Source organism: Halomonas litopenaei (assembly GCF_003045775.1).
Taxonomy (GTDB): domain Bacteria; phylum Pseudomonadota; class Gammaproteobacteria; order Pseudomonadales; family Halomonadaceae; genus Halomonas; species Halomonas litopenaei.
In genome coordinates this window covers 34,166-49,235 of record NZ_PXNS01000018.1, presented here as the reverse complement: position 1 = coordinate 49,235, position 15,070 = coordinate 34,166, and the positions used below count along the sequence as shown (strand labels likewise).

General features: G+C 58.0%; 2 protein-coding genes. Both read left to right on the top strand.

All coding sequences use genetic code 11. The features are described 5' to 3' along the window. The first annotated feature begins 29 nt into the window (after nucleotides 1-29). Nucleotides 30-7,268: a cadherin-like domain-containing protein gene (locus tag C6W88_RS20165; protein ID WP_231498727.1), complete on the top strand. Its 7,239-nt coding sequence runs from the start codon at nucleotides 30-32 to the stop codon at nucleotides 7,266-7,268. A gap of 635 nt (nucleotides 7,269-7,903) precedes the next feature. Next, complete coding sequence (locus C6W88_RS20150; RefSeq protein WP_146164688.1) at nucleotides 7,904-15,043, top strand: retention module-containing protein; 7,140 nt, start codon at nucleotides 7,904-7,906, stop codon at nucleotides 15,041-15,043. The last annotated feature ends 27 nt before the right edge of the window (nucleotides 15,044-15,070 follow it).

Here is a 15,070-nt window from a genome sequence, read left to right as displayed (position 1 = left end):
TCAAGAGCAGCACCGGCAACGATGACCTGGTGCGCTACGAGGTGAAGGACAAGGACGGCGACTGGGTCCCGATCAACGCCGATGGCACCACGGTCACCGGTGACTACGGCACCCTGACGGTGAACACCGACGGCAGCTGGTCGTACACCCTGACAAGCAGCGCGAGTCAGGACGACAAGGACAAAACGGGTCTGGACGATAGCCTGGCGGAGACCTTCGGCGTGCGGGTGGTGGACAGCGATGGCGATACCTCCGACCCGGCCGATCTCACTATCGCCATCGGTGACGATGGCCCGAGTGCGGTGGCCGACACTACCAGCACCGCCGGGGACACGGCGGTCAGCTACAACGTGCTCAACAACAGTGATGACACCAGCGACACCCAGGGTGCCGATGGTGCCACCCTGACCACCGCCGCTCTGCGCAATCCGAGCCAGGGCAGCGTGAGCTTTACCAGCGATGGCAGCGTCACCTTTACCCCTGCGGATGGCTTCGAAGGCAAGGCGGTCATCGACTACACCCTCACCGATGGCGACGGTGATACCGCCTCCTCGACCCTGACCGTGACGGTGGCGGCCGACTCCACACCGACCATCGACCCGAGCGGCCCGGACGGTGATCCGACGACCGCCGATGGCGCCTATAGCGTGCAGGAAGCAGGGCTTGATGGCGGTGCAGATCAGTCCCCGGGTAGTAACGCCGCCAGCAACAGCGAGACCACCAGCGGCCAGTTCAAGAGTAGCACCGGCAACGATGACCTGGTGCGCTACGAGGTGAAGGACAAGGACGGCGACTGGGTCGAGATCAATGGCGATGGCACCACGGTCGCCGGTGATTACGGCACCCTGACGGTGAACACCGACGGCAACTGGTCGTACACCCTGACAAGCAGCGCGAGTCAGGACGACAAGGACAAAACGGGTCTGGATGACAGCGTGCCCGAGACCTTCGGTGTGCGGGTGGTGGACAGCGATGGCGATACCTCCGCCCCGGCCAATCTCACTATCGACATCGGCGACGATGGCCCGAGTGCGGTGGCCGACACTACCAGCACCGATAAAGGCACATCGAAAACCTACAACGTGCTGAAGAATGATGACGGCACCAGCGACACCCAGGGCGCCGACGGCGCGACCCTGACCGCGGCCAGGGTGCAGGGCGGTGATAGTGTGGGTTCGGTGAGCTTCGCCAGCGACGGCAACATCACCTTCACCCCGGCGGCGGGCTTCGAAGGCAAGGCGGTCATCGACTACACCCTTACCGACGGCGACGGTGACACCGCGTCCTCGACCCTGACCGTGACGGTGGAGCCCGACGCCACACCAACCACACCGTCGACCGACACCGATCCGACCACCCAGAGCCCCGTGGCGATCGTCGATGAGGATGGTTTGTCCGGTGGCAACAAGGGCGGTACTGGCGATGTGGACGGACAGTTCACTGTCGCCACCGGAGATCTGGGTTACCGCTTTGGCGACGATGGTGCGGCCAGCAGCAAGGCTTTCCAATGGAATCTGAAGGACCTGCCCGAGCTCACTACAGCAGACGGGCGCAAGGTCACGTTCTCACTTGTCGACGGTGGACATACCGTGGCTGGCAGCGTAGCCGGCGCCAGCGGCGCCGAGTCAGTCATCACCATTAAGCTGACAGATGAGGTCAACGGCAATTACCAGGTGACGTTGCATCAGGCGCTCGAGCACGCCGAGCGCGAAGACGAGAATGATGTGTCATTTGACGTCGGCTATACCATCACCGATGGCGATGGTAGCAAGGCGATTGGCAAGTTGACGGTAGTGATCGATGACGATACGCCGGTGGCCTTCGATACCGTCGATGGCGTGTTGTCTTCAGGCACCGTTGGCGATATCAACTTCGCAGATGCAGCAGGAGCCGACGGTATCGGCGCCGTGCAGTTTTCCTCGGCGTTGGATGGCAGCGCTGTGCTGAGCCTGAACGGCGCGACCCTGGTGACCTCAAATGGCGAACGTCTCACCTACCGGCTGAACGATGGAGGAAAGACGCTTGAGGCGACGACTGCCGGTGGCGACGTGGCCTTCGAAATAGCTCTGGCGGCGGATGGCTCCAGTTACGAGGTGAATGTCCTTGATGATGCCATCATGACGCTGGCGGACTCAGGCCAGGCTATCAGTGATGGCAGACCAGAAGTCTTTTATGAAGGGCACAATACCTCTACTCAAGGCCATCGGTTTGTGGCGTTTGACGGTAGCGATGGCGGCCCCGATGTGGTGGTGTCCGCTTGGTCTTTCAATTTTCCGGGCGAGTCCTGGTTAAGAACGGATGGCGGCACCCAATTGGCCCCCGGCGGTGACGACAGGACCACGTACAACGAAGTGGCACGTTTCGACTTCGTCGATAATCTGAGCTTTGCCGACGAGGAGCCCAATTGGGAGCAACACCGGGGCGTTACTCGTTTTGAACAGGTAGTCGACCTCGCCAACCTGGATGGGCGGACAACACCCGCATCGTTCAAGGTAACCGCCATTGCATTGGCCCCTGACGGTAACAACACCAGCGGTCATCCGCACGAGGTCAGCGGCGATGCGCTTGCCCTGGATGCTGATGAGCTTCGTTTTCTTGATGGCGCAGGAAACGATATTACCGCGTCCGTGACGATCGTGGAGAATTCTGATGGAACCCTTGCGGTGTCTGGGGTTCCCGATGGCGCTCGGCTCGTTCTCGAGACCGAGAGTGCGTTCGAGGCGGTCGAAATCCGCGCCACGAATACCAATACGCGAGTCGGTTTTACCCTGGGGGATTTCGAGTACACCTGGCTGAACGGGACCTTCGATGCAGACGACGCCTTGTCCCTGGCGCTGCAGGGAACCGACGGGGATGGTGATACCGCCGAGGGGAGTCTGGAGCTTACGCTGCCGGGCAGGGCTCAGTTGGCCGGACTCGACCCTTTCGCTTCCGAACTGATCGTCAGCGAGGCCAACCTGGCCGATGGTAGTCAGCGCAATAGCAGCGAACTGACACGCGCCGGCAGCTTCGATATCGATACGCCGGATGGACTCGAGACGCTGAGCATCGGAGGTCGAAGCCTGACGCTTGCCGACCTGCAAGCCTTGTCCGGCGATCCCGTCGCCCTGGATACCCCGTACGGCACTCTGACCTTGACGGGATACAGCGGTGATGCGAGCGGAGGTACGCTCAGCTACGAGTATCTGCTGGAGCGTAAGGTCGACAACGACAGTCAGAGCGGGGCCACGGATACGGAATTCGCGGATACCTTCGCTGTTGAGGTGGTTGATGTCCGGGGCAATACGGCGTCTGGCGAACTGGATGTCGCCATCATCGATGATACTCCCTCTGATTTTGTGGCAGACACCGGGCTCCTGGTGACGGGCTCCAGCGGCCATATCAACTTCGAAGAGGCCGGCGCAGACGGTCTTCGCGATATCGGCTTCGACGCCTCGCTCGATGGACAGCGAGTGTTTGATCAAGATGGTAACGCGCTTTTCCTGGTGACTCGGCCGCTACTCTGGAAGTTGAGTGCCGACGGCTTGACCCTTCAAGCGGTCGCTGGCGACACAGTGGCCTTTGAGGTGGGCCTGGCAGGAGACGGCTCACAGTACGATGTGACCAGCTTCGAGCGTATCAACGCTGGCCAGGTACAATCTGGTTTCGTTCAACGGGATGCCAAGACCTTCGGGGGAGGAAATAGCGCTCGTACCTTTACCAACTCCGCTGATGACGAAGCCCCGGTCGTGTTGTTTACCGGCTATAACACCAATGCCAACAGTGCGATTGGTGCGAATTTCAACAGTGCCAGTAGTGCGGATCGGCTCTTTGTTGGCGGGTTCAACGGCAATGATGCGGGAACGCAGAAGACCGGTGCCAACGAGGTGATGCGCTTCGATTTTGTCGATTCAGCCACCTATGGCGGCCAAGGCCTATCCTGGGGGGAGCATCAAGAGGTCGTTCGCTTCAGCTACGGTATCAACCCCGGCGCGGCCGGCGGTCCTTCCAGTCAGGCAACCTCTACCCATATCTTGCAGGCTATCGTCTATGACGGTGATGGGGGCGGTTCAGGGATACCCTTCGAGCAGCAAGGCAGGGTGCTTGCGCTTTCGCCAGACGATGTGAGATTGCCGTCGGGTGGCAACGTGACGGTGCTGGCTGACGGTAGTCTGAGGATCAGTGGCGTCCCCAGTGGCGGATACGTGCATCTAAACACCGATGAGCCGTTCGAGGCCATCAACTTGTATGGCGTCAGTAATGCCAGTGCCTTCTATCTGACGCGCACGTCGAACTCGGCCTTGACCGAGGCCGGCAGCATCGACATCGCCCTGAGTGCGACCGACAACGACGGGGATGCCGCCAGCGGTACCTTGACGCTGGAAAACAGGGAGGCAGCGATCCCGTCAACGCCGGAAAGCGATGGCGATCCGAGCACCCTGAACCCGACGGCCACCCTCGACGAGGATGGCCTGGCCGGTGGCAACGCTGGCGGCAGCGGCGATGTGGCGGGTGAGGACACGGTCACGAGCGGAACACTGGGCTACAGCTTTGGCAACGATGGCGCTGCGGCGAGCGGGGCCTTTACCTGGAACGTCGCGAGCCTGCCGGGCGATCTGAAGACGGCAGATGGTCGAGCGGTAAGTTTCCAGTTGAGCAGCGATGGCCACACCCTGACCGGCACGGCGAGCGATGGCAGTGGCGGCAGCGAAGACGTGGTCACCATCGCCTTGACCGATCAGAGCAGTGGAGCCTATCAGGTGACGCTGCACCAGGCGCTCGCTCATGCAGCCGGCAACGACGAAAACGATCTGCTGTTCGATGCCACCTATACCATCGTCGACGCCGATGGCAGCCAGGCCGATGGTGCCCTGTCAGTGGTCATCGATGACGATGCCCCGGTGGCGACGAGCGACACCAACGCCATCATCGAGAACATGGCGCCGGTCTCCGGCAACGTGATCGGTGGTCCGGGGGCGTCCAGTGGTGATCAGGCCGACGCCCCCGGTGCTGATGGGGCCAGCGTCACCGCCGTCAGCCAGGGTTCTACCACGGTGTCCTCGTTGAATGCCGACGGCAAGCTGGTGATCAAGGGGCAGTACGGCACCCTGACCCTCGACACCCAGGGCGGCTATAGCTACGCGCTTGATAGTGACAATGCCGAGGTCGCGGCGCTCGACAAGGGCCAGACCGTCGATGAGAGCTTTACCTATACGCTGACCGATGGGGACGGCGATGCCAGTGACGCCAGCCTGACCATTACCGTGACCGCCACCGACAACGACGCCCTGGTGGTTGGAACCAACAGCGACGATACCGTCCAGGGTGGTGGTGGCAATGACGTCCTGATCGGCGACACCGGCGGCAAGTACACCGTGGTGGAGCCGGCGCAGAACTATAACTTGTCCTTTATCCTGGATACGTCGGGCAGCATGGCGTTTAAGCTTGGCGATACCGGCAAGACGCGGCTTGAGGTCGCGGTAGAGGCGCTCAAGGCCAAGCTTGATGAGCTCGCGACGTTTGAGGGCATCATTAATGTACAACTTGTCGGTTTTGCCCAGGCCGCGAAGTCGGAACCGTTCTTGAACTTGTCACAGGACAATGTCCAGGATGCCAAGGACTTTCTGGATTCTTTAGAGGCGAAAGATGGCACCAACTACCAAGAAGCCTTTAACGTCGCCAGCGACTGGATGACGGAAACCAGCTCCAATGGCTACAACAATGTGGCTTACTTCCTGAGTGACGGTAGCCCGACACTTCATAACACCACTGCGGGCACTGGTGTGACCGCTTCGCCCAACGATTCCACTGCGCTGGACGTCTCGCAGGCTGTCAAGGCGTACGAGACACTTGCCCAGATTAGTCAAGTGGAAGCCATTGGTATCGGCAACGATGTCAATCGCGAGATACTCAAGGTGGTTGATAACACCGCTGACGGTGGCTTGACAATGGTGCCGTTACCCTATGCGTCAGGTGAGACGCAATCGGTCGATTATCCAGCAACCTTCGATGCCGGTGACACGGGCAGCCTGGGACAACTGGAGAACTGGCACCAGACAGGTGGCAGCGGGTCGGTCAGCGTCGTGAGAAATGGCAGCAGGACGTATCTACGTATCGCTGACAGCGGCACCAATGATGGAGCTACCACGGTGGTCAGCGACAGCATCACAATGTCTGAGCCGGTTAACGCCAACGACTTCTACAGTCTTGCCTTTACTTACCAGACAAGTGACAGAGAAAGTTCCAACGGAATTGTTCGGGACCACTTTGTCTGGCGAGTGGAAAAGCTGAACGATGATGGCACCTGGGAAGTCGTGTCAAACAATTTCGAGAATGCGGTAGGTACCACCACCACTACCCAGATCATGGCCAATAGTCTGAAAGGGGGGACGTACCGGCTCGCTTTCGATGTGGATAACGGTACCGGTTCGTCCGACTTCGTATTAGCGGTGGGAGGCGTTTCACGCAGTCTCTATCGCTACACCGACGACGAACTGGTGCCAGCCGGTGAAGATCTTATCGTCAATTCCGCCGAGGAGTTCGAGACCGCACTCGATGGTGGCTCGTCTTCCGATGTGCCGCAGGAGGTGGGCAACGACCATCTGATCGGGGGTGCGGGGGACGATATCCTGTTCGGCGATCAGATCGAACCCGCAGGCGTCGGTGGTGAGGCCGGTAGTGGCTACGACGGTCTGGTCGACTATCTGACTGGCCAGAACGGTGCGGAGCCGACCCAGGAAGAGACGCTCGACTTCATCAAGGCCAACTACGACAAGTTGATCGATAAGACCCGTGCCGATGGCGGCCAGGACCTTCTGGAAGGCGGGCAGGGCGACGATCAATTGTTTGCCAGCGCCAACGATGACATCTTGATCGGCGGCGCCGGTGACGACTTCCTGCTGGGTGGACTGGGGTCCGACACCTTCAAATGGAATCTGGGAGACGCCGGCAGTGCCACCGACCCGGCCCTCGACGTGGTCAGTGATTTCCACGTCGAGGACCAGACTCTGAGCATGGATCCGAATGCCGACAAGCTGTCCCTGGGGGATCTGCTCAACGACTTTGACTCCTCGAGCACTGACCCTGACCAGTCGGCGTTGGATAGTTTTGTCTTCGCCCAAGAGGAAGACGGTGGCACCGTGCTCTACATCAAGAGCGATGGCGGGCTCGATGATCAGCACAGCAACGCCGATCAGAAGATCACCCTGAGCGGTGTCAGCATGGGCGGTCAGTCGTCGGAGGCCTTCCTGACGATGCTGCGTAATTACGGGCAGCTCGACGTGGAGTAGGCCTGGGTCGTCATGACCAGAGTTGCCATAAGAGAGAGCCGGGCCACCTTTGGGTGGCCCGGCATTTTCTTGTTCTTGGATTGCAAACAGGATGTTAAAAGGCAACGTTTATTTCTGCTCGATTCCTTAGGGCTTGTCTGAAAAGTGCCTGCGCTCGGTAATACGGCGTTAAAAATCGGATCAAAATGCTCATTTACACCCCGTAAACTGCGCTTTCTCACCAATTTTTGCCTTGTCTAACCTTCGCTCGTCGACTTTTCGGACAGCGCCTAGTTCTTTGCCCCTTTTCCTTTCGCCTTTAATTGCCTATTCAAGATTCGCCTTTCCTGTATTTTCTCAAGCCGTCGGTCACTTGCAACTGAGTATCTAGCGACACGCTGTTCTAGATCGGGCACAACAGAAAGAAATGTCCTACAAAATCTGCAATAACAAGCATATCCGTTTACGGCGGAGAGTAAAAAAATACCGTAACTGCAAAGAAAAAAGGAAAAATCAGGGCGAAACATTTCAAGATCTGATGTCCTATTGTCCATTGGTACACTGTGTAACCTCCTGTTACACGGATAGCATGATTCGTATTAGTTTGTGGTTATATTCTTACTTTTATATACGAATATTGCGAGGTCCATGTGCCTGTGACAAACGTCGTCGTCACTTCTCTGCAAGGTAAGGCCTGGGCTAAACGCCCGGATGGTGAAGTTATCGCTCTGGAAGAAGGAGATAGCCTGAACGCCGGCGATATCATTGTCACTGCCGAGGGTTCGCGTGTGGCTCTTCAGTTCGATGATGGTAGACCCGCGGCCCTCCTCGTAGGAGCCCAACAGGTTTCGTTGCCCGAAGAGCAGGGACAGGGCGATGCAAGCTCCGTCGACTTTTTGGGCCGGGAGGATGTTTCGAAACTGTTGGAATTGATCGCTGAGGGTTCCACCGACATTCTCGAAGCGCTCGAGGAGCCCAGTGCGGGTGGTGGGGAGGGGGCAAGCCATGATGGGTTTGACTTTGTACGTTTGATGAGAATTACCGAAACCTCTGGCTCACAGTCCTACTCCTTCGGTGATCCTTTCATTGTCGAATCGGCTGGGCGCGGGGAGGTGGGTGGTATAGCTGGTGACATGGATGATAGCGAAGCCGGCTCGAGCGCTCCGTCAATAGAGTTTGAAGACAGTGATGGAGGGGCAACTGCCGGGTTCCACAGTGCCGTCGAGGGCAGTCAGGCGTTTGTGGCCGGCCGTTTTACTGTGTCTGCGCCGGCTGGAGTCGCATCGATCAGTGTTGGTAGGCGAGACATCGCAGGTACTTCCGACGAGAGTCCATTGGTGCTTGAAGGGGAGCACGGTACGTTAACCATTACCGGTTTTAATCCGGAAAGCGGAATCGTTACCTACCAGTACACCGAGAATGGACTGGCTGCCAACCACGCGGCTGGTGACGGTAGCGTGTTTGATCGTTTTGACATCGTGGTGACCGATTCTACCGGTGAAACTGTCAGCGAGAGTCTGGACATCAATATCATCGATACCGCCCCCGACGCCAACGATGACAGCGCGGCACTGGGTGAAGAGGCGGTGACGGCCATCAGCGGTAATGTGCTCGACAATGACAGCGCCGGCGCCGACAGCATGACCTTTGATGGTTTCACCGGCAACGCCTCCGCCAGCTATGGCAGCTTCATCCACAATGACGACGGTAGCTGGAGCTACCGCGTGGATCCTGACAACGCCGACGTTCAGGCGTTGAAGGACAACCAGACGCTGAAAGAAACCTTCAGCTACACCCTCACCGATGCCGACGGTGATACCAGCAGCGCGACGCTGACGATCACCATCAACGGCAGCGACGACGACGTGCCGACGATCGAGATTCCCGACGGCAACGAGCCGGGCGGCAACGAGCCTGATGGCAACGAGCCGGACGGCAGTGATCCGAACGGTCCAGAGGTGGTGGCCGGCGATCACAGCGTGGTGGAAGGTAGCGGAGCCACGGTCACTGGCAGCATGACGGTGGCGGCAGATGCCGGCATCAAGCAGGTGAGCCTGACCGACCAGAGCGGCAAGACTGTCGATATCACTGGGGCGAGCACTGGTCCGGGGGCACCCAAGAGCGTCGTGGTGGAAGGCAAGCACGGCAGCGTCACGGTGACCGACTACGATGCGGCTAGCGGCAAGATCACCTACTCCTACACCGAGAATGGCGAGAGGGCTGATCACAGCGATGACGCCACGGTGCTGGACAGCTTTGCGCTGACGGTGACCGACAACGAGGGCGATAGCACGAGCGCCAACCTGGAGATCAACATCCTCGATACCTCACCAGCGGCGGTCGCCGACACCACCGAGACGGCGGAAAACACGGCGAAAACCTACAACGTGTTGACCAATAATGACGGCACAAGCGACAACCAGGGCGAGGATGGCGCAATTCTGACCAAGGCCTCGGTCCGGGGTGGGGACGGCGTCGGTACGGTGGCCATCGCGTCCAACGGTGAGATCACCTTTACCCCGGCAGGGGCCTTCGAAGGCGACGCCGTGATCGACTACACCATCACCGATGGTGACGGAGACAAGTCGTCTTCGACATTGACGGTGAAGGTGGCGCAAGACTCCACGCCCAGCGTTCCCGGAGATGGCGACAACCCGACTACCCAGAGCCCGACGGCGACGGTCGACGAAGACGGGCTTTCCGGTGGCAACGCCGGGGGTAGTGGTGATGTGGCAGGAGAGGCCACCGTCGTGAAAGGCGAGCTGGGCTACCGCTTTGGCGACGATGGCGCCGCCGATAGCAACGCCTTCCAGTGGAACCTGGCTGGTCTGCCCGACGACCTCAAGACAGCGGACGGTCGTGAGGTGAGCTTTGAGCGCAGTACTGATGGCCACACGCTCACCGGAACGGTGACCGATAGCAACTCCGAAAAAGAACCGGTGATCACCATCACCATGGCCGATGAGGCCGAGGGCAAGTACAAGGTGACGCTGCACCAGGCGCTTGAGCATGCGGCAGGCGATGACGAGAACGACCTGACGTTTGACATCGGCTACACCGTGAAGGATGCCGATGGCAGCGAGGTCCAGGGCAAGCTGTCGGTGCAGATTGACGATGATTCGCCTGTTGTCTGGGAGTCGGAGCAAGCGCTATTAAAATCTGGCCAGACGGGTGAGGTTCTCTTCGACGCGGGTGCCGATGGTGTTGGGCAGGTAGTGTTTGCTGACCCCGGTGCATCAACAGCGGTGATCGATACCAATGGCAACCCACTATATCTCAACGGGGAGGTGCTTTATTGGGAGAAGTCAGCAGATGGCAAGACGCTAAATGCGGTGACGCGCCCCGAAGAAGGTAGTGATGGAGATACTGCCATCACACTGACGCTGTCAGATGATGGCAGCAGCTATAGCGTGGACTTATTCAATACGGATATTGACCTTGGCAGCCGTTACAGCATTGCCAGTGGGGAGCCCGTTGGAAGTGACATCATCTATAGTGGCCAAAACTGGGGTACACTGTATTACCAGTTTGATCGTCCTGACGGCGATACCTACAAGGATGTGCTGGTATCTGGCAGGAGAAATGGTGATGGCGATGACGGTACAGATTTCGATGGTATTAATGACAATGACGGTGATTCTTTGTCGTTTCGCAGCAGTATTATTGATGAAGGCGAAACGGTGCGTTATGACTTTGTTAGTCAGCTCTCATTCAGCAATAATCAGCCAAGCTGGCAAAAGCATGAAGGTGTAACCTGGTTCGAACAAGGTATCCATGTTCGTGACGGTAATCCGTCAAAGTTCAATGTTTCAATATTCGACTACGATGATGCGGCGCGTACCAGTGGCAAACCCTCCAATGAAAGAGGGGAGAACAATACCGTCATTGACCTTGATGTATCGGCTATTACTGTCTATGACGCCAGTGGTATCGACGTTAGCGATCAGGTCATCCTGACGGCGAATGCCAATGGCAGCGTGACCGTTGATGGGATGCAGGATGGATACCGCTTTATTGTGGAAAGTGAGGTTCCGTTCGAAGCGCTTGAAATCGATGGTACATCGCCTCCGCCCGACTATGTCGGAGGTTTTGCTCTTGGCAACTTCAGCTATGAGCCGGTTGATCGGGCCACGCAGGGGGATCTCAAAGTGGGTCTTACGGGGGCCGATGCTGATGGGGATGGTGTTACGGGTAGCCTGGCGCTCAAAGCGGATGGTACTCCGACCACGCCGGATAGCGATCGTGATCCCGCTACCGCCACTCCTGTCGCCACCGTCGATGAGGACGGCCTGACCGGTGGAAACGCCGGGGGTAGTGGTGATGTGACGGGTGAGAATGCCAACACCACAGGCAGCATGGGCTACAGTTTTGGCAGCAATGGCCCGGCCAGCAGCAACGCCTTTCAGTGGAACCTGGGTGATCTGCCCGACGACCTCAAGACGGTGGACGGTCGTGAGGTGAGCTTTGAACGAAGCACCGATGGGCACACGCTCACCGGGACGGTGACCGATAGCAACTCCGAAAAAGAACCTGTGATCACCATCACCCTGGACGATGAGGCCACGGGCGATTACACCGTAACGTTGCACCAGGCGCTGGAGCATGCGGCGGGCGATGACGAGAACGACCTGACGTTTGACATCGGCTACACCGTGACCGATGCCGATGGCAGCGAGGTCCAGGGCAAGCTGTCGGTGCTGATTGACGATGATACGCCTGTTGTCTGGGAGGCGGAGCAAGCGCAGTTAAAATCTGGCCAGACGGGTGAGGTTCGCTTCGAGGCGGGTGCCGATGACATTGGTCAAGTGACATTCAGCGACGTAATGAACGGTACCGAGGTCACGAGTGTCAATGGCGGGACGCTGCTCACGTCGAACGGCGAGGTTCTGACTTACCAATTGAGTGACGACGGCAAGACGTTGGAGGCGAAGGCCGCGAGTGGCGGCGTGGCCTTCAAGGTGAGCCTGTCGGCGGATGGCTCTACCTACGAGGTAGAGGTCATCGATGAGGGGCTCAGGGCATTTGATGATGCCAGCAAGGAAATCAGTGAAGGCAGCAAGCACGTAGTGCGTGAGTATGGCACCGATGGGTCCGGGTCGGGCCATCGTTTTATCGCCTTTGATGGTGCCGATGGAGCAGCCGATGTCGTGGCGTCCGCCTGGACCTATAGAGGACCCTGGGCGTCCTGGTTGCGAACTGATGGGGATACGCAACTAGCCGCGGGTCACGACGACCTGACGGGACTCGACGAAGCTGTGCGCCTGGATTTCGTTGATAACCTGCGTTTTTCTGACACCGCACCAAGCTGGGATAACCACCGAGGCATTACGCACTTCAGCCAGTTTATCAATGCGGAAAACGGGACGTTGACGGATGTCGGGATCAAAGCGATTGCCTCGGCTCCAGATGGTACCGATACCAGTGGCCATCCGGTTGCCGTCAGCGGCCACGTGCTGGAACTTGCGAAAAGTGATGTTCGCCTCGTGAATGGTGCCGGCAAGGATATCACCTCGTTGGTGACGATTGAGGAAAACGCCGATGGCACCCTCAATGTGAAAAACATTCCCGCCGATGCCCAGCTGGTGCTTACAACCGGCGAGGCCTTTGAAGCGATCGAGTTTCGTGGCTTGGACGGCACAAGGCCATTTTCGGTCGGCGACTTCGCCTATTCCGAGGCGGAGAAAGATCCTGCGCTGTCCTTGTCACTGGCCGGAACGGATGGTGACGGCGATACTGCCGATGGCTCCCTGACCTTGTCACTGCCGGATGATGACCAGCTACTCGTCGGAGGCGGTGGCGATGACAGCATCACCGGTGGGAGTGGTAATGATGTGGTTCTAGGTGATGCTGGCGGGAAGCATTCCGTGCTTGAACCTGCCAAGGACTACAATCTTTCCTTTATTGTTGATGTTTCGCCGAGTATGGGCGCCGTGTTGGAAAACGGCAATTCACGCTTCAAGGTGGCGATCGAGGCGATACGTGCCAAGCTTACCGAACTTGCCGATTTTGAGGGGACAATCCATGTCCAGATCGTGGCGTTCGGCGGGAAGTATTCGCCTTCGATCGCATTCAATGATTTCTCACCTGAAGATATGGGTGACGTCAATGAATTTCTGGATAGTAGAGCGATTATTTCTGGAACCAATTTCGAGCAAGCCTTTGTTACCGCTACTGAGTGGATGACGGATGTTAGTCGGAGCGGTTTCAATAACGTTGCCTACTTTATGACGGATGGTCAGCCTAATTCTCACAATGACAACGGTCAAATTGGTGTCAGTGATGCGGGGAATATTACCACCTATAAGGATGTGACCAATGCGCTTGAAGGATACAAACCTCTGGCCGCCATCAGTCGGGTGGAGGCGATTGGGATAGGTGATGATGTAGGTCGCGATTTTCTGAAGATTTTCGACAACACGGCAGATGGTGAGTTGGAAATGGTGCCGATTCCTCTGGAATCCGGGGCTTCGGTAGGCAGTACCGAAATGCTTGCCACTTTTGACACGGGTGACACGGGAAGACTCGCTTCCATCGATAATTGGGCGGTGGAGACAACCAATGGCCACATAGCCATTGATAGAACCCCGGTCGGCACCTATCTGCGCGTTCGAGACAGTGGTACTGGCGATGGCAGTACTGTCGCCACCAGCGATGCTATAGTCCTGGATGAGCCTGCTGGTGCCAATCAGTTTTATACCTTGTCATTTGACTACGTGACCGACACCCCCAACGACTTCGAAAAGGAAGGGAATCCAAGCGACAGATTCTCTTGGTCGCTGGAAATGCAAAATGAGGAAGGCGACTGGGATGTTGTTGCCACCTCGCTGCCAATATCGCCGTCGGGCAGTATCAATAGTAGCTCGACTCAGTTTATGGCAAATGGGTTGAAAGGAGGAACATACAGGCTGCAGTTCGAAGTAGAAAACGCTGCTGGGAACTTCTTCTCACTGCTTATTCATGACATCTCACTCGATCTTTACAGCTACACGGACGACCAGCTTGTACCGGCTGGTGAGGTGGCCATCGTCAATTCTGCCGAGGAGTTTGCAACGGCGCTGGAGGGGGGGGCGTCATTCGATCAGCCAGCGGACCTTGGCGGTGACACCCTGGACGGTGGCGCGGGTGATGACGTGCTGTTCGGTGATCAGATCGACCCTGCAGGTGTCGGTGGTGAGGCGGGTAGTGGCTACGCCGGGCTCGTCGATTACTTGACCACTCAGAACAGCGGGACAGAGCCGACCCAGAAAGAGATATTGGCCTTTATCAAGGACAACTATGAAGCCCTGTCGGGTGACAGCCGTAACGACGGTGGTCAGGATCGCATCGATGGTGGAAAAGGCAACGATCAGCTCTTCGCGGGCAGCGGGGACGACGTGCTGATTGGCGGTGCTGGCGATGATCTTCTGCTGGGTGGGCTGGGTTCCGACACCTTCCAGTGGAATCTGGGGGATGCCGGGAGTGCCACTGACCCTGCCCTCGACGTGGTCAGCGATTTCCACGTCAAGGATGCGGCTCTGAGCATGGATCCAGAGGCCGATAAGCTGGCATTGGGGGATCTGCTCAACGACTTTGACTCCACGAGTACTGACCCCGACCAGTCGGCGCTGGACAGCTTTATCTTTGCCCAGGAGGAGAACGGAGACACCGTGCTTTACATCAAAAGCGATGGCGGGCTCGACGTCCAGCACAGCAACGCCGACCAGAAGATTACCCTGGACGGTGTCAGCATGGAGGGTCAGTCGTCGGAGGCCTTCCTGACGATGCTGCGCAATAACGGGCAGCTCGACGTGGAATAGTTTAGTGCCGTCACCACCTGGGTTGGG